The sequence below is a fragment of the Peptoniphilus faecalis genome (genome assembly GCF_012976305.1).
GTDB lineage: Bacteria > Bacillota > Clostridia > Tissierellales > Peptoniphilaceae > Peptoniphilus_A > Peptoniphilus_A faecalis.
In genome coordinates, this window is the sequence record NZ_JABDSR010000007.1 from 1 (window position 1) to 22394 (window position 22394).

The following is a 22394-nucleotide window of genomic DNA, read 5'->3' on the forward strand; positions in this document are numbered from 1 at the left end:
AATACTATAAATAAGTATCGTGAAATCTATAAATACCACAAGAAAAATCCTGAAGATAAGCAATTTGCAGAAGAATATTATAGTGAACTTTCCGTCTATAAAATAGCCGCTAAAGAGATCTTAGAAAGCTATAAAAAACTACCAAATACAAAAGAAATACTATACAAACTTGATAAATTGCAAGAAAAAAAGAACACCCTTATGCAAGAGTATTCTTTGAATAAAGAACAATTTTCTGACCTTGTTCAGTATAGGAAAAACTATGAAAATTATTATGGAAAGGAAGTAGAGAGGTAAGTTAATTTTTACCTCTCTTTTCAAGTTTTTTATACTCATTTGGTTTTAAATTTAATCTACCATCTGTTCTCATTGTTACTACATCTATGCTTTCAAGGGAATTTGAAATAGAGGATTCATATTCAGATTCGAAAGTTGGCATACCACCATCAAAAACTCTAGCTATTTCTTGAATATTAGGAATTAATGAAATCCATTCTTTCCATTTAAACACATAATTTTTATCTCTAATAATTTTATTTAATAAATCTATTTTAAAGCTTACATAAATATTATCATCTATTATAATTTTATCTATAAAATTCTCTGTTAATTTATTATCCATCACTTCGTTCCATTCACTAGGATTTTCGTTAATTTTATTAATAAATTCCTTCCATAAATCAAAATTCTCAACTTCAATAATTATTCTTTCATAATCTTCCTTCGCAAACCAATTATTAAGAACGTAATCCCTCACATTTAAACTAGCTTCATCTATGTCAAATAACGAAACATTTACTTTATACTCTTCAATTAGACGAATAGTCGAATCATCATCTAACAGTTTTTTATTTAAAACTTCAATAACTGTTTCTTTAGATAGCTTTTTAATGATTCCATTTTCATTCATAAAATCAATTAATTCTTCTGATGTTACATTCTGTTTTATTATGCTATCCATATAGTATACAATTAAATTTAGTTCTTCTATATTTAGAAATGTCTCGAAATTATCAATATTAAACTTTATTAAGTTATTTTTTAGAAGTAACTTATATTTTTCCCCACTTAAATCATTAGATAAACTATTAATACTGTTGGATACTTTGTATATAACTTTTTTAAACAAATCATAATTTAATAAGCTTGAGTTTATAAGATCTATATACATTTCATTAGGCAATTCAAATTCTAAATGATAATTTAAATTTATAATATTTATTATTGGATTTACTTTTTTTGTATTATTGTAAAATTCAAGAATATTGTTTTCGTTATACTGTATTAAATCATTATCAGCTAAATCAATTAATATTTTATCTGATTTTAGACTACTTATATTTTCAATAACTGTTTCTTCATTTTTTATAAATATTTTTTTATAATCATCATTTAAATTTGATTTTAATATTTCTAAAAATGCTAATTCCCCTGTATTTGAGTTTATCTTGTTTTTTTGAACAAATTCATTATAATTTTCAATAAAATTATCAATATTAGATATTACTACTTCCCTTAAACTATCTAACAATAAAGAATCATCATACATGTATCTGAATAACCCTTTTGAAATATCATCTTTATTTTTACTTAAATACACTGATAATAAATTAATTACATTATCAAGATTTAAATTAAACATATTATTATCCAAAATAAATTTTGCTATATTGGCATCTATTTCAATATTTGAAACATCTGTGAATTTGACATCTAAAGCCTTAATAACTCTAAGCATCTCTTGTTTTTCTTCTAAATAACTTAACTCTAAAATATTACTATTATTCTCTACATATTCCTTAAATTCTTCGTTAGTTTCTATATTTTCATTTAAACAGATTAACCCAATAAATTTTAATTTAAGTTCTTTTGGAATAACTTGATTTTTAAGATTTAACCACAATCCCGAAAAATCCGACTTTGATATTAAGAAAGTAAACTTTTTTAATATCGTATATTCATAACTATTAATATATTCAATAGCTTCTTGGTCATTATTTTGTAAAATCACTTTAAATACTTCGTAAAGTTCTTTATCTTTATCTGTTGAAATTAATAGATCTATCAAATCATAATTAACAATATCCTTCCTAGAATAATCATCTAATTTTAAATATTCTAATACAAAATTGGGCTTTTCCAATTTAAAATTGTTTTCAATATTTTTACCAGATAAAACTCTACTTATATAAATGTTGTCATTTCTTCCTATATCACTATCATAGAAAAACCCTTTATATCTCCAATAATTTTCATCTACTAATCCTGTTAATAATAGATATCTAATTAACGGAAAATAGTGGTCCTTAGTTATAAGATTATATACTTCATCATTTTCTTCAAAAAAATCCATCAAACCCTCATCACTTAATTGATTGAGTAGATAACTCATTTGACTAGAATTTCTCATATTGATTTTCTTATTTAAATTATCAATTTCATCACTTAAACTATCAATTTTAATATAAATATCATCGTAATCTATTTCTTCTAATCTATTTTTCAAACTATCATCATGTTTACATAATTCACCTATGAATGAACTATACTTATAGTTAGATCCATAATTACCATTATAAATCAAATAATCTTTATTTTTATTTCTACTCCATTCATACATTATTTTTCCATATGAATCGTTATTTGCATTATCAAATCTGTAATTTTTAGGAATATTCACTGCTAAAAAGTCAGAAACTCTTTTAACTATCAATTTTTTCAATTCTTCTTTTTCTTTAATTTTTGTCTGTAGTGATTTTTTATATATAGTATTTAAAGATTCTCGCTTATTTAAAATTTCATATAAGTATCCTCTATCTCTTTCTAATTCTTCATATTCTTTTGGAAATATATTTTTTAAAACAATTAAGGAAAAAATTTCATCAGCGTTTTTATCTATATCTATACTTTTTGAATAAATTTCATATTCATTTCTAATTGAATATAATAACCTCATATCATCTATATATAATGATAATCCTAGTAAAACTTTTTTTGATATACTAAATTTATCTTCTATATCACCAAAGATGTCCAATATTTTTCCCTTTGAGTTTTTAGATGTCATAGATGGTATAACCGGAATTATTAAATCAAAAAATTTGACTCTATCTTTCGACTCAAATAAATCATCTCTAATTACATAAATAAATCTAACAGTTTCTTCAGATTTAAAATTTATCAAGCTATTTATTTCCCTCAATCTTACAAATATAGATATATCATTAAATCTATCTAAATCCTCAAATATAACTGTTTTAACCCCAGAAGACCATATCAAATAAACAAGTTCTCTTGCTTCTTGATCTAAAATATTGGTATTGTCATTTTCTATTAATTCAGATTCTGCACCCTTAAAATTAAATTTATTTAGTTTAATCGATACTCTACGACCTAACCATATACTCAATGAAATTAGTGGAAATAATATAGAAAATATAATAAAACTGTCTATAAAAAATTTTGGTTTTATATTATTTACATTATTTAAATTACTAAAAGCTAGCAACTTATAAAAATAGCTATATATAAATTCTATTTTTAGTGACATTAATATCCCAAGAATTACTAATATTAAACATGTAGAAAAAAATGAAATGTCCCTAATTTTTCTTTTATTTTTTACTTTAAACTTACTCAAAGGTATTTTGTTTGAAGGTATTTGATAAAGGATTTGATTAATAATTTGTTTCTCAGCAGATTTTATTCGATTGGCATTGTTTAAATAATTAGTAGATAAATCATTATTACTATTATCTTCATCCTCTTTATTGTCTTTGTGATTATCATTTTTTTTACTGTTTTGATCCAAATATGAATCAAAATCAGCTATAGATACATTTATAAGCTCACTCTTTTTAAAATTTGTTGAATAATATGTTTTTAATATGCTACTTTTACCAGAACCATAAATTCCAGTTATAGCAATATTTTTTATATCATTATCATCATATGCTTGATTCAATGCTTTTTCTATTATTCTATAAGACTCTGAATTTATATCTACCTTAGTTGGCGTTAATTTATGAAATTTATAATTAATATTATCCTTCATTTTTCACCTCCAGTACTTACTAATCGACTATAAATAAAATCCATAATCAGAAAATCTCATTGTTATCTAATTTTACATTTTCTAGATAGCTATCATATATTTTCTCATGTGGTAAAAGTATTACTTCTATATCATTGAAATTGAGTTGATTATAGATTTTAAATAATTCCATAGATACTGTCCCTAACCTAATTGCTTTATCTTCTTCCGTTGGCATTAAAAAAGCATTTCTATTTATATTTAAATTATTTTCTAAAGCAAATTCTTTATAGGCTAACTCGTATAAATATTGTTTGGTTACATCTCCTACTCCTGGATTATTCTTTAATTCATCTTCATTCAAAATAATTTTATAATACTTAGCGTCGTATATGGAAAGTGTATCGTTATTAATTGAGATAATATCAGGAATTAATGTCTTCGAAGCAGTGTGTGTAACGTTTGATTCCTTATGAAGCCATTTAGGCTTTGTTATAACATCTGAGAGTAACATTGACTGTTTATCAAATCTTGAATATTGTAATCCAATTTCTTTTAATGATTTATCAAGTGAATCATCAAAAACAACTGAACAAACATCTTCTCAAACTAAATTAAAACTATTCGTGCCTACGAATGATATTTTATTTGATACAGTCTTACTTGTATCTTCTTGAATAAATCTCCTAGGTAATTTTAATATATCTTGCTTATGAGTTATAAATTGAGTAGATAGTTCTTGATTTAATTTATATAAAATATAATCTTTTGTCCCAAATTTTTCTAAGCCTTCGGAACTTATATTTACTTGATTAATTTCTAAAATCGTTAAAATATCTTTTAGTTTTTCACAAGACTCTGTCAAAATAGCGGCATGCAACCTTCTAAAATAATCCTGTTCATTGTTTTCTTGATTTGTTGTAAATGTATCTAAATATATAGGTAAATTATTAGAAAAATATGCTGTACTCTCGTTTATTGTTTTTTCCCATAATATCTCACCGTCTCCATTGTATTCAATTATTTGTTTGTCATTACTATATAAGCCATATTCATGATAAATATCAATCGTTTCCAAAACTAAGGATAGCAAATTAAATTTTTCGTTATTTAAATGGCCATCTAAACCTATTGATTGCTCTTTAGATTCATATTTTCTAATTACAGATATTAGTTTTTTTAATATTTTAAAATTATTTTTTGGATCTTTTAAATAATTATCAAAATATTTAGGATATAATATTAAACAAATATCAGATACTACAATAATACCTACAAACTTAAAAACATAAGTATTACCTTCCATTTGATAGTTTAGCTCTGAAAGATTCTCTGAATCTATTAACTCATACAATTCAACATTTGATAAGTCTTTTGAAAGTCTTCTAACTATATTCATAAGTGATAGAGAATTCAATATCTCTCTAGTCTCTTCATTTGACTTACCAAACATAGTCTTTAATTCAATAAAAGAATATGGTCTTATTTCTTTTAGTACTTGAATATTCATAACATTAACCTATTCTTTTAAATCATCTTGTATATTGTCGTCTTTATATATTTTCTCAGTCTCTACATCTAAGTTTCCTTTAAATAAACTTAAAGTATTTTCATCAAAATTTTTGCAAACTGATGAGTAAGTAGAAAACTTGCCTTCAGTAAATAAATCTGGTCTATATGCCTTAGCAGCATCTTCATATAAATACATTAAGACTTTATTCTTTATTGTCTCTGTGAGTTTATTAAGATCGTCTCCTTCTAGTATTGATTTAGAAATAAAATATGGTCTTATTAATTTATCTTCGGGGATATTAATAAGAGAAAGTTTTTCATTCAATTTTCTCCTAAACTGATCCCAATTAACAGTTTCATCTGAATTAATCTTAAATCTATAATTTTCAAATTCTTCTTTATTTGCATCGGAAGCATCATTAATTCCTAGATATGTGAATTCCCATCTTCTCCTAAATGCTGTATCCATGGGCATAACCCCCTGATCCGCACTATTCATTGTAGCCCATATATAGAAATTACTTGGCAAAAATATCTTACTAAAATCATCATCCAATTTATTTTTTATATTCTCAGATAGCTCAACTCCCTCTAACTCTTTTTTTAAGAATTCTTGTAATTCTTTTGATGTAGTAATTTCATACTCACTTTTCCCGTTAGAGTCCCTATCTAATAGTTGAAATATATCTCCAAAAACAGCAGCTACATTTGCTCTTTTAATTTCTTCAACAATTAAAAGATAATTAGTATCCTCATTCTTGTAAGCTTTAATCAATTGTCTAATTAAAACTCCAGGAATGTATTCATAAGTTATGGTCTCTTTAATATTTCCGTCTTCACCTTTCTTTATTGAACCATCTTTATTTTTTAAATAACTGGAAACGGCTTAAGAGCACCTACAAAATTTCCATACATATAATTTGGATGGAATGTGACTCTTTCATAGTTATTCCCAAAGTATTTCTGGGCTTCTCTATTTAAATTATAACTTTTACCTGTACCAGCAGCACCAAAAAAATTCGAACGCATTTTTTGTAGATTTGTACCTCTACCATTCATGAAATTGGCAATATTATATGGAGGATCTGTAATAATTAAATCAACTGTAGACGATTCTAACTTTCTCAATTCTTCTATACATTCTCCATTTATTATTTCAATCATTTTTTAATACACTCCATAATGTCTGATATGTCGCAATCCAATGCATCACAAATTCTGAGCAAAACATCAGTAGTTACATTCTCACCATTCTTTAGTTTATAAAATGTACTCCTACTTACATTAGCTTTCTCCATAAGCTCATTATGTTGCATATCTAAATCGATAAGTTTTTTAAATAACCTTTTATAACTTAATTCCATATAACCTCCAAGATTATTTTTCTGATAGCTAATCTCGTACATATATACATTTAAAATATACTTATGTTTGTTATTACACATTAATTAATTATAACATTAACTATAGGCTATTTTCAATCACTTGATATATCACTTTAAATGAGAGAAAAATAACGGCAGTCCGAAGACTGCCGTTATTTTTCTCTCTGCGCCTTTGCTATGGTCTTTCTTATTTGACTTAACTTTGTCATCTGTCTTAAAGCTTTTTTTGCCCTTAATATGGACTTTTTATCCCTATCTTGACTTTTTACTTGTTCTTTTACTTTTAAGAGCTTACAAGACAAAATACGAACATTTTTATGTTCCTTTCCGTTGTTATCAATGCTTGTTTTTACTTTCCGACGATTGTTACAAAATCTCCCTGTTTTGGTTTTCTGAATCTTTAATCTTATCGCAATATGATTAACAATTGATATAAATTCCCATTGTCATCTTTTAAAATAATTGAAAATTACCTACTTTAAAGTTTTCTATATTATAGTATTTTACTCCAACATTGATTCAATTTTAAATATCTTCTTTGTTTAAAGCAGAATTTATATAAAAGGATAATTTCTTATACCTCTTCTATGTAAAAATCTTCTAGTAATTCATATTTTGATTTTCTTACTTTACTCTTTTTATACACATATTTAGCTATGTTATCAGGATCGTTAAATAATTTTTTTCTATTTATCCCTAATAAATCTAAATCTTTTACAATTTCTATTTTATTTTCAATTTCTATAGAAATATCAGGAACTATTTTCTGTATATAGTCCCTCTTTTCTTGTCTATTCAAAATATTAAATGGTGAATATAAAATATTTTGATAAATAAATCTACCAGATTGTAATGTCATTCTATCAAAATTAATATTAGGGTAATATAATATCATTGGAAAATCAGGTACTTCATAAATATTATTACCATACTTTTTAATTAACAAATAAATAAAAGTTGTTAAATACATTATTACATAATCTTCTAATTTCTGTATTTTTAGTTCAAATGAATAATTTTTTAATTTTGATAATTGGAAAAAAATATCCCTCCACATATCCAACTCTTCATTTTTGTTTTTAAGAAATACTTGAAGTAGCCTTTGATTTAATTCATTTGGCCTATCCATAATGTATCCTTCTTTAATTCCCTTATCATACCAATCTACAGCTTTTATTATTTCAGACGTATATGCATTGTGTTTACTTTTTTTTAATAAAACTTTGATCATATTTAAATTATTAGATAATGAAATTATGAATCCTTTTCTATTATTCTTATAAAATTTTAATAGTTTATTATAAAACATAACTTTTGTTTCATTTTGTTCGATTAAATCATTATAAAAGTATTGTATTTTTCTTCCTGAAATTTCATCACTAAATTTTATGAAATTATTTTTCTTAAATACATGGATATATCCTGTGTATTCAAAGTTATCACAACATGAAAAGTATAAAGCTACTAAAGCTGAACTTGTAATATCTATTAAATTTGTAGGCAATCCATGGTGTTGTGAATAAGATATAAAATTTGACTTTTCAATATCACTTAATTGTGCACTAACCTCATAGAAATATTCATCTATCATCTCATCAATTATAGATCTATCTGAGTCATTAAAATTATCTCTATAACATGATGCTGCAATATTTGTATATTTCCTAGATTCTCCCCTAAAATATGCATCCAATAAATTTTTTTCTTTAAGAATTTTAATATAATCATATAAACTGCGAGCTCTTAATACTTCCATACTACCTCCTTATTGTTTACACTTTTTTATTATCTACTTAGGCTGAACAATTGACATACAATTTTTTAGTTTTAAATACTCTGATCAAAAGGTAAAAAAGAATTAGATTAATTCCACTTCTTTAGTCTTTAATATTTTCTTGCCTATGATTTGCCAGACAGTGTCTGTTAAATTACATCTCGTTAATCCTATTTGATAAAATTGTAACTACACCAACAACCTTATCAAAGGTCAAATCTTCAATATACTTATTTTCATTGAGGTATACTTTCCACAATGATCTTAGGTATGAATCTTCTTTTATGTCCTTGATTATTTCCTTATAGTCTTGCATTATCTCCCGGCTTCCTCTTTTCTTTGAGGTTCTCTCTATTGCTTCTTTTAAAATTTCATAATCTATCTGGTCTTTTTTTAGTTTGTAGAGGGTGTATAGGTCATAAAAGTCTCTCATTCGTGTGGTTGTTATATTTCTTCTAATTATGGTTTCGTATTTTTCAGCTAAAATTGTTTCTAATGGGTATGCCATTATTTTTATATTTTCTTTGCTAAAGATACAGGGATAGGTGTATTCTATTTCCCTTGGTGTTATTGCATCTCCTGTTGTTAGGTCTAGTTTCATCGGGTTTTTGGTCTTTCCAACATTTGCTATTAATGAAATTCTAAAGTTCTCGTACTCATCCTCTTCTCTAATATAAGAGATGTCTTTTATTTCAAATTTTATTCCATCATCTACATTGATATTTATAATTTCTTCTACAATGTCTTTTATTTTTTCTTCTTTTAGGTGTATACCTTTTATGGTTGTGTCCATGTCCATAGTCGTTCTATTTTCAATACCAATTAAGGATGATATTAGGAACCCTCCCTTTATTACAAAATTATTTTTGTACTTTGATTTAGATAGTCTATCTAAAAATCTTTCAAAGAAATATATTTGCAGAACTTCTTGCGACTTTAGATTTTTCTTCTCTGCTAAACTTCTTATCTTCCCCTTTATACTCTCGATATTAATCACGATAATACCTCCATGTATTTTCTAATTTCATTTTCTATTTTAAATAATCTACTGTATTTTATGAGTCGTCTTAGATTTTTATTTTGTGATTTAAAGTATCTTTTTATGGCTTCTGTAAAAATTTGCTTATCTATTTTTTCTCTGTCTATTATGATATCGCAAATTGTTCGATCTATATCGTAAACTGGAATAAGGTTGCCTTGTGGTGATTTTATTTCTATCTTTCCTAGTTCGTATAAATCTTTTTTTACATAGTGAACTTGTAGATCTTCGTACCTCTTTTTGATATGGCTTGCATTGTAGCCTTGGGGTACAGATATATGAAATACATTTGGAGTTCTATCTGATAGGTCGTGGAGATATAGGGCTGTTTGATTGGAAAATATTATTCGGTTACTATTGGATGATATTAAAACAAAATCGTCTATTACTTTTCCTTTTAATTGATATAGTCCTGGTCTTAATCTTTCTAATTGTCCGATTTTTGTTAATTCTGATAAATTATGCCTAGTATATCCAAGTTCTTCTGCTTCTTTGTTAGTGATTACTAAATTTTCTTGTATATATTCCTTAAGTGTATTCATAGTCCGCCTCCTCTCGTATTCGCTTTTATTATATATTATTAAAGCGAATATGTAAAGTTATGTTGTGATTGTTTCATATTTTGAAAAGGATGTAACGAATCCTTACTCCCTTTCAATAAAAAAAGAGCAGCTTTTAAGCCACTCTTGTAGAAAGTACAAAATGAGTTAAATATATTTTTGTGTTTCCTCATACTAGTCTCAAAACTACTCTTACATCCATGTAGTTTTTTTGAGTCTTTTTTACATATCCTTCTTCATCTTTTTCAAATACAAAATGCTTATAAAAGTGCTTAAAATGCAGAATTTCTAAATTTACATCTTTTGTATCAACGCTATAGCTTCCACATGAGAAGTTTTTGGGAATTGGTCGACTATTTCTAATTCCTTTATTTCGTATCCTCTTTCCATAAATACTCCTATATCACGTACTAATGTAACTGGGTTGCAGGATATATATAGAAATTTTTTTGGTGCAAAGTCAATTATTTTTTCTATTGCCTTTGGATTTATTCCCTCTCTTGGCGGATCTAAGACTATTAAATCTGGATTTTTTTCTAAATCATCTAAGACTTTTAAGACGTCTGATGCTATAAATTCTACATTATCGATTTTATTTAAGACTGCATTTTCTCTTGCTGCCTCTACTGCTTCTTCCACAATTTCTACTCCAATTACTTTTTTTGCAGATTCTGCTAAAACTTGTGTAATGGTGCCTGTGCCTGAATATAGGTCGAAGACTAATTTGTCTTTTGTGTCAATTTTTTTTCGTGCCCTTTTGTATAAAACTTCTGCTGATTTTGTATTTGTTTGAAAAAATGAGAAGGGGCTTATTTTAAATTTTAGTCCAAGAACTTCTTCTACAATGTAATCCTTGCCATAGATTAAATTTATCTCTTCTGGCACAATTGCGTCAGATAAGGCGTCATTTTTTACATGGAAAATGCTCACGATTTCTCCCTCAAACTCTAATTCAAGTAAAAATTTTATGAAATCTTCTTTGTCTAACTCACTTTGCGTTGATGTGGAAAGTAAAACCATTATCTCTCCAGTTTTTGTAGCCTTTCTTATTAAAAGATGTCGCAAAAATCCTTCGTGTTTCCTTCTGTTGTAATGGGCTTCGCCTATTTTTTCAAAATAATTTCTAACTTCACTTCTAATTGTATTAAAGTCTGCATCTACAATATTGCACTCAGTTGTGTTTATTATTTCGTGAAATCTATTTTTTACATGAAGTCCAAGGGCGAGAGGTCCTCCTTTGTACTCATCGCCAAAGGTATATTCCATTTTATTTCTGTAAAATTTATGTACTGGAGATGGGATTATTTCCAGTTCTCTTTCTATTCCCTTTTCTTTAAAGAGTTTTTCTACCAAACTTTTTTTATATTCTAGCTCATCTTCGTATTTTAGCGTTTGATAAGTGCAGCCGCCGCATTTTTCAAAGTGAGGACATGGAGTTCTCTTTTCTATTTCAGATTTTTCAATTACATTTAATAATTTTGCTTTTTTAGATCTTTTGCCTTTTTGTTTAATTTCAACTCTTTGCCCAACTATTCCTCCCTTAAATTCATATTTTCTTCCTTCAAATTTTGCCCTAGATACATTAGGGAATCTTGACTCTTCTACTTTAACAATTATGCTCATTTCCTCACTCCTTAAAAAAATTATATCAAATTATGAATTTCTCCTCAATTTAATAAGTTAAAATAATTTTCATAATATTTTTTATTTTTTATGCTACTTTAATATTTATTTTTCCTTTTTTTGGTATAATAAATTTGATAGAATTTTACTAATGGCTATCCATTAAATTTACGGAGGTTTTATATGAAAAAAACGTGGTTAGTATTACTCCTTGTAATGTTAATGACTCTTACTGCTTGTGGTGGTAATAAAAAGGAAGAGGCAAAGGCTGAGGGAGACGCAAAAGCAATTGAAACTTTAAAAATTCAATTTGTTCCTTCTAGGGAACCTGAAGAAATTGTTACTCAAACTGAACCTTTAAAGGAAATCTTAAAGGCTAAACTTGCCGAAAAGGGTTACGATGTCAAAAATATTGATATAACAGTTGGTACAAATTATGAAGCTACTGGTGAGGCTTTAAGTGCAGGAAGTGTCGACATTGGATTTATTCCTGGTGGAACTTATGCAATCTATGACGATGGTGCTGAAGTTCTTCTTACTGCAACTAGAAAGGGGCTTTCTGTCGATTCTGATAATCCTAAAGACTGGAACGACAAAAAACCAACTGAGAAAGTTGAGGATCAAGTTAATTTCTACAGAGCTCTTATAATTGCTGGTCCTTCTGAAAAGGGTAAAGAACTTGCAGCTAAGGTAAACAATGGTGAAAATTTAACTTGGGAAGATCTTGCAAGTGCTAAATGGTCTGTAATGGGATCCTCTTCTTCTGCGGGTTACATCTATCCATACCTTTGGTTACAAAAAAATTATGAAAAGGGATTGACTGATCTTCCTTCAATTGTTCAAGCTGATTCTTATCCTTCTTCTATGGCTAGACTTGCTTCTGGTCAAGTTGATGTAATGGTTGGCTTTGCTGATGTCAGAATGGATAATGCTGAAAAATGGCAAAGTGAATTTAATAAAACTGCTTCCATCTGGGACGAAACGAATGTAATTGGCGTTACTGATAAAATTTACAACGACACAATTTCAGTTTCTAAAAACTCAGAAATTATGACTGACGACTTTAAAAAAGCTCTTTCTGATTCCTTCATTGAAATTGCAAACACTGACGAAGGTAAAAAGATCATTTCAATTTACAACCACGAAGGCTATCAAGTTGCAAAAGATTCTGATTACGATAGTGAAAGAGAAGCACAAAAACTTTTAAAAGATCTTAAAAACTAATGCATTGTATTTAATATAATTTTTATTACAAAGCTTTAAAGAATTAAAAATTAAGAAGGGGCTTCAATAGAAGCTCTTTTTTATGGGGAGTATTATGATTGAATTTAAAAATGTAGATAAAGTATATCCTGGTGGATTTAAGGCACTAAAAAATATTAATCTCACTATAAAAGATGGCGAATTTGTTGCCATAATAGGGCGAAGTGGAGCTGGTAAATCCACTCTTATTAGAACTATAAATAAAATGCACGACATAAATTCTGGAACTTTAACTGTGGATGGAGTTGATGTGAAAAGTTTAAAGGGAAGGGAACTTAGAAAATTCAGGAGAAATATCGGAATGATTTTCCAATCTTTTAACTTAGTTGAAAGAATTTCTGTTATAAAAAATGTAATGTCTTCCTTTGTCCCCGATTTAAACCCAGTTCAGTCAATTCTCGGCATTTATCCAAAAAAATGTAAGTTGAAGGCTTTAGAAGCTCTAGAACAAGTTGACATCTTGGAGAAAGCTTTTGAAAGGGCGGACAATTTATCTGGTGGTCAACAACAAAGAGTTGCTCTAGCGAGGACTCTTGTTCAAAATCCAAGCATTATATTAGCAGATGAACCTGTCGCCAGCCTTGACCCTGTAACTGCAAGACAAGTAATGGACTATTTCAAAAAGATTAATGAAAAACTCGGAATTACCATCCTTCTTAACATTCACCATGTTGAACTTGCCCTTGAATATGCCACAAAGGTTCTCGGCGTCCGAGATGGCGAAATAATTTATTATGGTCCAGCAAGGGATGTTGACGACAAAATTTTAAAATCTATTTATGGAGATTCCTTTGAGGAATTAAAAATGGAGGAAATATGAACCTCTACTATAAAATTTTTAAACCAAAAAAATATATTATGCCTTCAGGAAGGGAAGTTTATGAATATCCTGGATTTACTCTTCCAATAATTATTGTTCTAATATTGTTTACAATGGTATCTGTAAAAATCACTGGGTTTTCACTTAACATACTTGTGAAAAATACCCACAAACTTTTTACAATATTATCTCCAATGTTTAGGCCAAATTTTTCCTACTTCTCATCAGTTGTAGAACCACTATTAGATACTATAAAAATGTCTTTCCTCGGTTCTTTTTTAGGTGCAGTGGTGTCTGTTCCCTTTGCATTTTTGGCTGCACATAATATGGTGAAGAATAATATAATTAATTGGATTGTAAAATTACTATTTTCAGTACTTCGTACAATCCCAACACTTGTATCTGCACTTATAGCAACATATGTCTTTGGTCTTGGTGCCTTTGCAGGTACAGTTGCGATTTTTATTTTTTCCTTTTCCTATGTTGGAAAGTTAACTTATGAGCAAATCGAAACAGTTAATATGGGAGCCTTTGAGGCGATGATTTCCATGGGTTTTACAAGGACTATGGCTTTTTTCAAATCCATTGTTCCAGAAATTTTACCCTCCTATCTTTCAACAGCACTCTATAACTTTGAGGGAAATGTAAGATACGCTGCCATACTCGGTTATGTAGGCGCCGGCGGACTCGGACTTCTAATAAACGAAAACATTAACTGGAGAGATTACAACCGTGTGGGCATGATACTTTTAACACTACTTGTAACAGTATTTATTATCGAAAATGTCAGTGCACACTTTAGAAGAAAGTTGAATTAATATGTCAGAAAAAGTAATACAAAAACTAAAATCAGAACCGAAAAATCACGGCTACATTTTTTTAATAGTTGCCATAGTTTTGTTCATGGTAATTTGGTCCTCATCTGTAATTAATTTTGAATCTGCAACTGACGAAGGAATAAATGTTGCAAAAAATATTATAAAAGGAATTTTAAATCCCAACAAAGAAATGCTCTTTAGCTTGACAAAAAAGGGCGTGCCCTACCTTTTATTAGAAACAATATGTATCGCTTTCTTAGGCACACTTGTGGGTTCAATAATTTCCATTCCTCTTAGCTTTTTAGCATCATCAAATATTGTTGCAGCACCAATCGCCTATGTAGTTAGACTCCTTATAATTTTAATAAGGACAATACCTTCCATAGTCTATGGTCTTATGTTTATTAGAGTTACAGGTCCTGGCCCCTTTGCAGGGCTTATGACTATGAGCTTCACCTCCATTGGCATGCTCACAAAATTATTTTCCGACAATATAATGAATTTAAATAAGTCCATATTAGAGTCCTTTTCCTCAATTGGAGCAACTACTTTCCAAAAAATCCGTTTTGGAATAATTCCTCAACTATGGGCAAACTTCGCCTCCACTACAATTTATCGTTTCGACATAAATTTAAGAGATGCAGCAGTCTTAGGACTTGTCGGCGCAGGTGGAATTGGCTCTCCTCTCATGTTTGCAATAAATTCCTACAAATGGCGTGAAGTTGGTGCAATTTTATTAGGATTAATAATCCTAGTATTATTTATAGAATTTTTCTCAACAAAAATTAGAGCAAAATTAGTAGGTGAAAAATGAAAATAAAAATAGTTCACACATCGGATTTACATGGATATTTTTTCCCCACAGATTATTTAGATAGAGAGAGAAAAGCTATTGGCTATCTCTCTCTTTTAAACAATATAAAAAAAGATGAGTTCACAATTTTAACTGATGGCGGCGACACTCTCCAAGGCTCATCCTTTGCATATTATGTAAAAGAATTTATGAACTCAGAAATTTTAGCAGACATGATGCAAAATGTAGATTACTACACTCTTGGCAACCATGATTTTAATTATGGCTACGATTATTTAAAAAATTACACAAAAAATATGCGTGGAAAATTACTTTGTGCCAATGTTATAGACAAAAGTGGCGAAATAAATTTAGCTAATTATGCAATAAAAGAAATTAAGGGATTTAAAATTGGCATAGTAGGAATTGTAACAGACTGGGTAAATCTTTGGGAAAGAAAAGAAAATTTAGAAAATTTTGAAATAAAAGATTCCTTTGAAACTGCAAAAGAAGCTTTAAATAAATTAAAAGAAGAAAAAACAGATTTTAACATTTTAATTTATCATGGTGGCTACGAAATTGATTTAAAAACTGGCGAGAAGCTTTCCGATACCAATGAAAATGTAGGCGGGAAAATTGCAAAAAAACTGGACTATGATTTAATCTTAGCTGGACATCAACACATGGAACTATCTGGCAAGATAGACAATACCTTTGCAATAGAAACTCCTGCAAATGGAACAAAAGCAGCTGTTATAGAAATAGACACAGAAGATAAAAAAATTTCAGCTTCCTTTATCAAACCAAAGCTAGAAGAAAATTATTTAATAAAAAAATATGAAAGCATTGAAGAAAAAGTTCAAGACTATTTAGACATGCCCATTGCAAAATTATCACGCGATTACCTTCCAGAAGACAAAATAAAAATGGCAACAGAAGGTTCCGCCTTAGCTGATTTAATAAATAAAATTCAAAGAGAATACACATCTTCAGATATTTCAATTACATCCTTTGCCAATGTAGTATCAGGCTTAAAGAAAAATTTAACTACAAGAGATGTTCTAAACACTTATAGATTTCCGAACACTGCAATTGTCCTTGAAATTGACGGCAAAACTCTTCGCAAGGCTCTTGAACAAAACTACACTTATATAGAGTACGATGGAGAATACAAAATTGCCAAAAGATTTTTAGAGCCAAAGGAAGAACATTATAATTTCGACTTTTTCTATGGCATAAGCTTTGAATTAAATCTGAAAAAAGAAAGTGGAAACAAAATTGGAAAAATTTATTTTAAAGAAAGAGAAATAAAAGATGAAGACAAATTTTCTATTGTCATGAATAATTATAGAGCCACAGGTGCTGGCGGCTTTGACATGTATAAAAAATTAAAGGTATTAAAAAATTACGACAAAGAAATATCAGAAATACTTTTAACTTATTTTAGAAATTTATAATTAAAATACTTTAATTTAGTTTATTTTAAACTGAAAATAACTTTAAATCCCGTTGCAAAGAATATATTAAGTAGAAAATATCAGCTCAACCTAATAAGGAGAGCTGATACACAAAACTTTTCACAGAACCACGCAAAACTATTACAGACTCTTATACATCTTTTAATAATCAGAAAAAGCTTTCCTCCTAGTCTACGTTAAAATTTATTGGGGTGCTGCAATAGTTTTTTACACTTAATATTTCTAATTTATTTTTTGTATTCCATTTTTTATTTTTTAATCTAATATTAAATCTTCTGTTTTTATAACTTTACCATATAATGGAAATATTTCCTTTACTATAAATTCATGCTGTTTTTCTTTTGGTGCAGATATTGCATCTTCTATAAAGTATATATTGTAGTTTAGTTGATAGCCGTCTTTAGCCGATGTATCAATGCCTATATGTGTAGAAACTCCAGCAAATACAAGATTTTCTATATCATGACGTCTTAATTCCAAATCTAAATCAGTACCAAAAAATGCACTAAATCCTCTTTTTGTAACAATATAATCATTTTGTCTAATACTTAATCTATTATCAATTTGATCAAAACTTTCTTTTACATCTGATAGGGATCGTAATTTTTTATCTGCAGGTAAGATATCTTTATTGTCAATAAAAGCAGTTCTAACAAAAACTATAAACCCATTTTCCTCTCTAAACTTATTTATTAAGTGATTAGCCTTTTCAATAATCTGTATTGCCTTGTGGGGATTCAATTCAACAGCTGTTACTCCATTTTGTAAATCTATTAATATTAAAGCGCTTTTTGAAATATCCATTTTCATATCTCCTTTTAAAATAATTTGTAAATAAAAATAATTTATTGTTTATAATATAAAATTATACCTTTTTTTTGCTTTAATTTTCAATTTAAAATAAAAATGAAGAAACTGTCAACTCCAAATTTTTGTGTAAAACTCATAGTACAATGTTTTACTTATTTTTCTTACTAATTTTTTTAGAAATTAGAATATTTTAGCATACAAGAGAATAACTTTTGTATATTTTATATATTTTTAGGTTATTTTATCCATTTTTAATGTTTATCTATTAGGATAGCTTCTATTAATCTGTTTGGTGATTTTATGCTTAGAAAGACTCTGATTACTTTTCTCTTCTTCTAATTTCTTCATTTAATCTTTCTATTAGCTTCCTTCCTACTCTTTAATCTTAAATGTGATTTGCAACTGATGTATATTTGTAATGATATGTGATATTTGCACGAGTTTTTTTCTTTTTGCAAAAAAATAAGACAGTCGCCTGCCTTATTCGTAGAGATCTCTGCTTCCAAATTTAATCTTACTATTGTTTATAGCTTTTTTTTGTGGATAATTGTAATTAGAAATCATCGACCTAAAAAGTGTCGCCACTTCCGATCTCCTAATTGATCTTGTCGGATAGAAATTTCCATCAGAATAACCTCTAAGTATTCCTGCTTCGACTAAAGCACCAACATAACCTCTTGCCGACTCAGCAATCTTCCCTCTGTCTCCAAATTCATTAGTTGCACTTACCCTTTGTTGTAGAGAATAAACGTAACCGAGAATTTCCGCAACTTCTTCCCTTGTAATTTCCCTCTCTGGATTTAGCTTTCCCGTGGTTGGAACAATGTATCCTGCTTTTATGCCCTTAGCTACATCTCCATAATACCAGTCAGAAGTGCTTACATCAGAAAAGGTAACTGTATAAGTTTTATCATAGCCAATTAAATTATTAACTGCAGCATAAAACTCAACTCTCGTCATATTATCGTTAGGTTTAAATGTATTATCATTGTAACCCGACATTATTCCCTTGTCTGTTATAAAATCAATAGATGATTCCGCCCAATGACCTCTCGTGTCTCTAAAGGATTTTGCAAATACAGTGCTTGTTAAAATCAATGTTGTGGAGATAATGATCAATGAAGTCTTTTTAAAAATCTTCATTTTTATCACCTTCAATATTATTATAACTTAATAATGTCTTTTTGAAAGAGATTCTATTTTAAATTTCTGTTACAAAGAATATATATTGTAATATTATTGAAATATAAGCTAAATTTATACTTTATGTAGTGGCTATTAAAGAATTTGCGTTATTAAAATTATAAAATGAATTTTAAAATTTAATTAAAAATTTACAAAATAAAAGAGAACAGATTATGTAATTAGATAACTGTTCTCTAAGGGAAGAAAAAAGATGATGAAGTTTTCACTTCTCTTGTATTATACTTTACTTAATTATTTTTGTCAAGCTTTTGTGAAAATATTTTCAGAGAATATTTTTGTTTATTAAAGACGTTTAGTATTGATATTTAGATGAATATTTTTAAAATTAAAAATTATTATGAATATATTTGCACAGATTACTTTATGTGCTTTTTATGGTAGAATGTAGTTGAGGTGATATTTTGTTAAAAGATATAATTTTAAAAAGACGAACAGTTAGAAAATATAAAGATAAAGAAATTGACAGAAAAAAATTGGAAGAACTTTTGATGTACGCATCCATGGGACCAAGCAACGGAAACTCTCATCCCGTTGAATTTATAATTGTCGACGACAAAGATAAAATAGAAGAATTATCTCAAATGGATTCCTTCGCAACTTTATATCTAAAAGAAGCTCCAACAATCGTAATAGTTATCGCAAACACAGAAATTTGCAAAACTTGGGTAGAAGAAGCTTCTCTTACAGCTGCTTATCTTCAGCTTTTACTTGAAGAAGAAGGAATTTCATCTTCATGGATCAATGTAAAAGAAGGTAACACTGCCGAAAAAATTTCTTACGAAGAATATTTTGCTGAAAACTTTGACGTTAAAAAACCATATAGAGCACAATGTTTAATACCATTGGGATACAAAAAATCAGGCACAAAAAATCACGAAGAATTTGATATTTCTCCAAAAGTTCACTACAATAAATTTTAATTAAATCCGGTTTTCCGGATTTTTTATTTTGTATAATTTTTATAAGCTTTTGTAAATTAATATTTAAATAGTAAAAGACATTAAATCAAAAATCAACCTTTTAACTTAATGTCTTTCTTATTTAATTTAAATTAAACCTTTCAATGCAGAAATAACAGAATATCCCCCTAAAAATATTGTTATTAAACATACCAATACTCCAAGTATAATAAGTAATTTACTGTTTCTATATTGTCCTAATTGTTTAACACTTGATGCAATAATTACAACATAGATTGCTGCTATAGGTAAAATAAGTCCATTTAAAGCTTGTGCGATTAATAGAATTTGCATTGGATTAAATCCAATAGATCCAACAACTATACCAATTATTGCAACTATTAAATTAGTATATTTAAATCTTTTGTCTGAATTATCATACTTCCAACCAAGTAAACCTGCTAGTGTATATGAAGCACCTAAAGGTGATGCTATAGCAGAGGATAAACCTGCTGAGAATAAACCTATGCTCATAAAAATTTTTGCCCAAGAACCTAGCAGTGGTTCTAATTGTTTAGATAAATCTGCGGCACTTTGTATCACATTACCTCTCATAAGAGTACCTGAAGTAACAACTATTGCTGCAGTGATCAAACCTCCAATACTTATTGAAACTATCGTATCCCACTTAGATAGAATTAATTGATCTGGAGAATCCCAGTTTTCTGCAGCTGTTCCCGTATGTATGAAAAAATTATAAGGGACTATAGTAGTTCCAATCATTGATATTATCAATATTATTGATTTTGTCGGTATGGTAGGTATCGCTCCTTGAAAAACTTCCCCCCAATTCGGTCTTGAAACAAACATAGTTGTAATAAAAACTACTGCCATTATAGCCACAAGAACAGTTAAAATATTTTCTAACAATTTAATAGTTCCTTTTAAAATTAAAAATAATACAATAATTCCTATAATTGGAACAATAATTCTAATAGGCACATTTATCAAAGTTGCGATACCTAAAGAAGTACCTGTTAAATCTCCTGATATATATGCTGCACAACCAAATGCTATAGAGCCACCAACAAAATATGCAGAAAATTTTTGTATTAAAGGTCTATCTTTGAATTCTTCAAGAATTGCTTCTCCTAAACCCCCTTTAGTTATAATTCCTATTCTAGCTGACATTTCCTGTAAAATTATAGTGGCTATAATTGAAAATATTACCGTCCACAATAGTGCATATCCAAATTCAGCTCCAGCTCTAGTTGCAGTTGTAACTGTTCCTGGACCTATAAAAGATGCTGTAACCATAGCACCAGGTCCAATCGCTTTCAACTTATCACTTAAAGTATACTTCCTTTTTTGTATTTCCATAAAACGCTCCTCCTTTTCACGGTTATATCGTTTTCATAACTATAATATAATTATAATAACTCTTTTAGCCCTTGTCAACACAAATTTTATCAATTTATCAAATTAAACTAAGGCGTTCAAACAAATAAAATTAAAACCTAAATTACAATATCCTATGGAATATTTAATTTTTTTATGAATATTTTGATAAATGAAACTAAATATTATTATGATATAATGAATCTTACAAGGAGTAGTGAAATAAATGAAATTAATACAATCTATACAAAGAGCATTTGAAATAATTGACTGTTTTGATGAAGAGAATGAAGAATTAAGATTAAATGATATTAGTAAAATGCTAGATTTAAATATAAATACAACAAGAGGAATAGTAAATACTTTGGTTTATTTCTCATACTTAGAACATGATCAGGAGAAAAATGTTTACAAACTTGGTTATATATTCTTGCCAAAATCTAAACTTTTAAAAAATAGAAACGATGATATTTTAATGGAAAACTTAGAATCTTTTTTAAAAGATATAGCTAATGAATATAATGTAAATGCAAGATTTCATAAAATTTCAGAAAATAATATAGTAAAAATATTTTCTGAAGTTCCTGATGAATCAAGATATTTTTTATACATTAAAGATTCTAAAGATTTACCATTGAATGCAACTTCTTCAGGAAAATTAATCTTAAAATATTCTGATAAAGAATTTTTAAATAACTATCTAAATAATATTCCTGATGAAAAATTAAGTGAGAATACAATAACTACAAAATCAAAAATGATTGAAGAATTAAAAGATGTTGAAAAAAAAGGATATTCCAGGGAAATCGACGAGGTCGCAATAGGCATAAGTTCCGTCGCCGTACCTGTAGTAAAATTAGATAAATTAGTTGCAACAATTAGTGTAACTGCACCTACAAAAATAATTAAAGAAAATTCAGATCAAATTACCAAGAAAATTAAAAAATTCATAGAAAAACAAAAATAAAACTATATTGTCGTTT

At 28.0% G+C, this 22394-nt stretch carries 18 protein-coding genes and 2 pseudogenes; 8 read left to right on the plus strand and 12 right to left on the minus strand.

All coding sequences use genetic code 11. The features are described 5' to 3' along the window. Positions 1 to 297: pseudogene (locus tag HKO22_RS05695) on the plus strand (relaxase); the annotation flags it as partial. A gap of 1 nt (position 298) precedes the next feature. On the opposite strand, the gene HKO22_RS05700 reads toward HKO22_RS05695, so the two are convergent. The 9 genes and pseudogenes from HKO22_RS05700 to rlmD form a co-directional block, all read right to left on the minus strand. Further along, entirely contained in the window at positions 299 to 4054 is a 3756-nt protein-coding gene (locus HKO22_RS05700) for a YobI family P-loop NTPase (protein WP_169969195.1), read from the minus strand. Between the two features lie 46 nt (positions 4055 to 4100). Next, positions 4101 to 5543, minus strand: a pseudogene (locus HKO22_RS10840) (LlaJI family restriction endonuclease). A 9-nt stretch (positions 5544 to 5552) separates the two neighbouring features. Further along, positions 5553 to 6395, minus strand: a complete 843-nt coding sequence (locus HKO22_RS05715) for an AAA family ATPase (RefSeq protein ID WP_328819006.1) — start codon at positions 6393 to 6395, stop codon at positions 5553 to 5555. 17 nt (positions 6396 to 6412) lie between these two features. Next, entirely contained in the window at positions 6413 to 6709 is a 297-nt protein-coding gene (locus HKO22_RS10845) for a hypothetical protein (RefSeq protein WP_235932824.1), read from the minus strand. After that, on the minus strand, positions 6706 to 6909 hold the full coding sequence (locus HKO22_RS05725) for a helix-turn-helix domain-containing protein (protein WP_169969201.1): 204 nt from the start codon (positions 6907 to 6909) through the stop codon (positions 6706 to 6708). Before HKO22_RS05725 ends, HKO22_RS10845 begins: the two co-directional genes overlap by 4 nt. A gap of 595 nt (positions 6910 to 7504) precedes the next feature. Then, on the minus strand, positions 7505 to 8686 hold the full coding sequence (locus HKO22_RS10850) for an FRG domain-containing protein (protein WP_235932825.1): 1182 nt from the start codon (positions 8684 to 8686) through the stop codon (positions 7505 to 7507). Between the two features lie 172 nt (positions 8687 to 8858). Further along, positions 8859 to 9701 carry a nucleotidyl transferase AbiEii/AbiGii toxin family protein gene (locus HKO22_RS05745; RefSeq protein WP_169969205.1) on the minus strand — a complete coding sequence of 281 codons (843 nt, stop codon included), beginning with the start codon at positions 9699 to 9701 and terminating at the stop codon, positions 8859 to 8861. Then, positions 9698 to 10285 carry a type IV toxin-antitoxin system AbiEi family antitoxin domain-containing protein gene (locus tag HKO22_RS05750; RefSeq protein ID WP_169969207.1) on the minus strand — a complete coding sequence of 196 codons (588 nt, stop codon included), beginning with the start codon at positions 10283 to 10285 and terminating at the stop codon, positions 9698 to 9700. The genes HKO22_RS05745 and HKO22_RS05750 overlap by 4 nt, the downstream gene beginning before the upstream one ends. Positions 10286 to 10597: 312 nt before the next feature. Next, positions 10598 to 11926, minus strand: a complete 1329-nt coding sequence (rlmD, locus tag HKO22_RS05755) for a 23S rRNA (uracil(1939)-C(5))-methyltransferase RlmD (protein ID WP_169969209.1) — start codon at positions 11924 to 11926, stop codon at positions 10598 to 10600. A gap of 183 nt (positions 11927 to 12109) precedes the next feature. On the opposite strand from rlmD, the gene HKO22_RS05760 reads away from it, so the two are divergent. The 5 genes from HKO22_RS05760 (at position 12110) to HKO22_RS05780 (ending at position 17077) form a co-directional block, all read left to right on the plus strand. Continuing rightward, a complete protein-coding gene (locus HKO22_RS05760; RefSeq protein WP_169969210.1) occupies positions 12110 to 13150 on the plus strand; it encodes a phosphate/phosphite/phosphonate ABC transporter substrate-binding protein in 1041 nt (346 codons plus the stop codon). Between the two features lie 94 nt (positions 13151 to 13244). Continuing rightward, on the plus strand, positions 13245 to 14009 hold the full coding sequence (gene phnC / locus HKO22_RS05765; RefSeq protein ID WP_075659973.1) for a phosphonate ABC transporter ATP-binding protein: 765 nt from the start codon (positions 13245 to 13247) through the stop codon (positions 14007 to 14009). Further along, complete coding sequence (gene phnE, locus HKO22_RS05770) at positions 14006 to 14827, plus strand: phosphonate ABC transporter, permease protein PhnE (RefSeq protein WP_169969212.1); 822 nt, start codon at positions 14006 to 14008, stop codon at positions 14825 to 14827. Before phnC ends, phnE (HKO22_RS05770) begins: the two co-directional genes overlap by 4 nt. Position 14828: 1 nt before the next feature. Further along, a complete protein-coding gene (gene phnE / locus HKO22_RS05775; RefSeq protein ID WP_075659971.1) occupies positions 14829 to 15641 on the plus strand; it encodes a phosphonate ABC transporter, permease protein PhnE in 813 nt (270 codons plus the stop codon). Further along, positions 15638 to 17077 carry a bifunctional metallophosphatase/5'-nucleotidase gene (locus HKO22_RS05780; RefSeq protein ID WP_169969213.1) on the plus strand — a complete coding sequence of 480 codons (1440 nt, stop codon included), beginning with the start codon at positions 15638 to 15640 and terminating at the stop codon, positions 17075 to 17077. The genes phnE (HKO22_RS05775) and HKO22_RS05780 overlap by 4 nt, the downstream gene beginning before the upstream one ends. Positions 17078 to 17353: 276 nt before the next feature. On the opposite strand, the gene HKO22_RS05785 is transcribed toward HKO22_RS05780, so the two are convergent. After that, positions 17354 to 17902 (minus strand): cysteine hydrolase family protein, encoded by a 549-nt coding sequence (locus HKO22_RS05785; RefSeq protein ID WP_169969215.1) that lies wholly within the window; start codon positions 17900 to 17902, stop codon positions 17354 to 17356. A gap of 486 nt (positions 17903 to 18388) precedes the next feature. Continuing rightward, the gene (locus HKO22_RS05790) at positions 18389 to 19051 is read right to left on the minus strand and encodes an S-layer homology domain-containing protein (RefSeq protein WP_083635554.1); all 663 of its coding nucleotides are present in this window, start codon (positions 19049 to 19051) and stop codon (positions 18389 to 18391) included. A 464-nt stretch (positions 19052 to 19515) separates the two neighbouring features. On the opposite strand from HKO22_RS05790, the gene HKO22_RS05795 reads away from it, so the two are divergent. Continuing rightward, complete coding sequence (locus HKO22_RS05795) at positions 19516 to 20034, plus strand: nitroreductase family protein (RefSeq protein ID WP_169969216.1); 519 nt, start codon at positions 19516 to 19518, stop codon at positions 20032 to 20034. A 126-nt stretch (positions 20035 to 20160) separates the two neighbouring features. Here HKO22_RS05795 and HKO22_RS05800 read toward each other — a convergent pair whose 3' ends face one another. Then, entirely contained in the window at positions 20161 to 21393 is a 1233-nt protein-coding gene (locus HKO22_RS05800; RefSeq protein WP_169969218.1) for an Nramp family divalent metal transporter, read from the minus strand. A gap of 244 nt (positions 21394 to 21637) precedes the next feature. On the opposite strand from HKO22_RS05800, the gene HKO22_RS05805 reads away from it, so the two are divergent. Further along, a complete protein-coding gene (locus tag HKO22_RS05805; RefSeq protein WP_169969220.1) occupies positions 21638 to 22378 on the plus strand; it encodes an IclR family transcriptional regulator in 741 nt (246 codons plus the stop codon). The last annotated feature ends 16 nt before the right edge of the window (positions 22379 to 22394 follow it).

Excerpts from the sequence above, each read along its gene's own strand:
- HKO22_RS05700 (WP_169969195.1), bottom strand. The coding sequence starts at position 4,054 with ATGAAGGATAATATTAATTATAAATTTCATAAATTAACGCCAACTAAG.
- HKO22_RS05800 (WP_169969218.1), bottom strand. The coding sequence starts at position 21,393 with ATGGAAATACAAAAAAGGAAGTATACTTTAAGTGATAAGTTGAAAGCG.
- HKO22_RS05805 (WP_169969220.1), top strand. The coding sequence starts at position 21,638 with ATGAAATTAATACAATCTATACAAAGAGCATTTGAAATAATTGACTGT.
- HKO22_RS05780 (WP_169969213.1), top strand. The coding sequence starts at position 15,638 with ATGAAAATAAAAATAGTTCACACATCGGATTTACATGGATATTTTTTC.
- HKO22_RS05790 (WP_083635554.1), bottom strand. The coding sequence starts at position 19,051 with ATGAAGATTTTTAAAAAGACTTCATTGATCATTATCTCCACAACATTG.
- phnE (WP_075659971.1), top strand. The coding sequence starts at position 14,829 with ATGTCAGAAAAAGTAATACAAAAACTAAAATCAGAACCGAAAAATCAC.
- HKO22_RS05750 (WP_169969207.1), bottom strand. The coding sequence starts at position 10,285 with ATGAATACACTTAAGGAATATATACAAGAAAATTTAGTAATCACTAAC.
- phnC (WP_075659973.1), top strand. The coding sequence starts at position 13,245 with ATGATTGAATTTAAAAATGTAGATAAAGTATATCCTGGTGGATTTAAG.
- HKO22_RS05725 (WP_169969201.1), bottom strand. The coding sequence starts at position 6,909 with ATGGAATTAAGTTATAAAAGGTTATTTAAAAAACTTATCGATTTAGAT.
- HKO22_RS05785 (WP_169969215.1), bottom strand. The coding sequence starts at position 17,902 with ATGGATATTTCAAAAAGCGCTTTAATATTAATAGATTTACAAAATGGA.
- HKO22_RS05760 (WP_169969210.1), top strand. The coding sequence starts at position 12,110 with ATGAAAAAAACGTGGTTAGTATTACTCCTTGTAATGTTAATGACTCTT.
- rlmD (WP_169969209.1), bottom strand. The coding sequence starts at position 11,926 with ATGAGCATAATTGTTAAAGTAGAAGAGTCAAGATTCCCTAATGTATCT.
- HKO22_RS10850 (WP_235932825.1), bottom strand. The coding sequence starts at position 8,686 with ATGGAAGTATTAAGAGCTCGCAGTTTATATGATTATATTAAAATTCTT.
- HKO22_RS10845 (WP_235932824.1), bottom strand. The coding sequence starts at position 6,709 with ATGATTGAAATAATAAATGGAGAATGTATAGAAGAATTGAGAAAGTTA.
- phnE (WP_169969212.1), top strand. The coding sequence starts at position 14,006 with ATGAACCTCTACTATAAAATTTTTAAACCAAAAAAATATATTATGCCT.